This is a genomic window from Staphylococcus sp. EG-SA-2, from assembly GCF_017152085.1.
In genome coordinates, this window is sequence record NZ_JACYHC010000803.1 from 1 (window position 1) to 1321 (window position 1321).

A 1321-nucleotide genomic window follows, 5' to 3' on the forward strand; every position below is an offset into this window, starting at 1 on the left:
GCATTTTTCGTTGATGTCACTTGTGTAGCGATTTGGTTAATTGCATTAGCATCCATATTTGGATTGCTTGTTGCATTAATGACACCATTAGCACTATCAACAGCATTGTTATAGTTTGTTTTGTTACGTTCTGTAGCATCAAGATAGTTTTGGCCATTTTTCGTAGCTGTGTTATCTTGTATGCTATTTCTTAACGTACCCATAGCACCATTTAATGTGTTGGCACTTGATTTAACAGTATCTACACCTGCAACATTTTGTGCTTGTTGCACTTGTTGTTTCAATTTATCTTTTTGTGCTGTTGTTAAATGTTGAAGGCCGTTTATAGTAGTGTTTGCATTTGATTTAGCTTGCTCTAAATTATGGTTACCATTTAGGGCACCTTTCGCATTTGTCACTTGTGACAACGCGTTTTCAACGGCAGCTTTATCTAAATTTGATCCACTATTTTTATTTAAAATATTTTCTGCGTTCGTAACGGCTTGAGTATAAGCAGTTTTCTTATCTGAATCAGCATCATGATAGTTTTCGCTCGCTAAAGTATTCGCTTTATCATTAATACCATTTTGCAAGTTAGCCATCGCTGTATTCAATTGTGTACCTGTATTAGATACCGCTTCAACACCAGCTACTGTTGTTGCTTGATCAATTTTAGTTGTTAAGTCACGTTTTTGTGCATTATTAATTGACGTTAAGTTATTTAATGCATTTTTAGCTGCATTCTTCGCATTTGTAACGTTTTGATCACCATTCAATGCATTTTTAGCACTTGTAACATTTTGAATAGCCGCTTCAACATCTTGTTTAGACGTATTTGCACCTTGCGTTTTATTCAGAATTGTTTCTGCTCTGCTTACCGCATTTGTATAAGCATCACGTTTAGCTTTATCTGCATCAGTGAAGTTAACACCTTGTTTAACTGTGTTTTGATCATGGATAGCTTGTTCCAAGTTGCCCATTTGCGCGTTTAACTCAGTTGCTGCATTTTTAGCAGCTGTTACCTCACTCACATGACCTGCACGATCAATTTGTGATGAGATTGCAGATTTTTGGTTATTTGTTAAGTGTGATAACGTATTTAAGTTTTGCTTAGCAGTGTTTTGTGCATTTCTTAAGTTTTCAGCACCGTTTAAACCATTTTTAGCATTATTCACTTGTGTTGTAGCTTGGGTAATCGCACTAGTATCCATAGTTGGATTGTTAGTTTGATTAATGATACCTTTCGCATTTGACACAGCGCTATTATATGTTGATTGGTTATTCGGACTTGCGTCTGTATAGTTTTGACTTGCTTTGACTGTTGTTTCGTTAGCAATACTAT

Annotated in this window: 1 protein-coding gene; it reads right to left on the bottom strand. The window is 35.6% G+C overall.

Translation table 11 applies throughout. The features are described from left to right. Window positions 1-1321, bottom strand: a 1321-nt coding sequence (locus IDG60_RS27550) for a GA module-containing protein (protein ID WP_206160837.1), incomplete at both ends; no start/stop codon positions are given.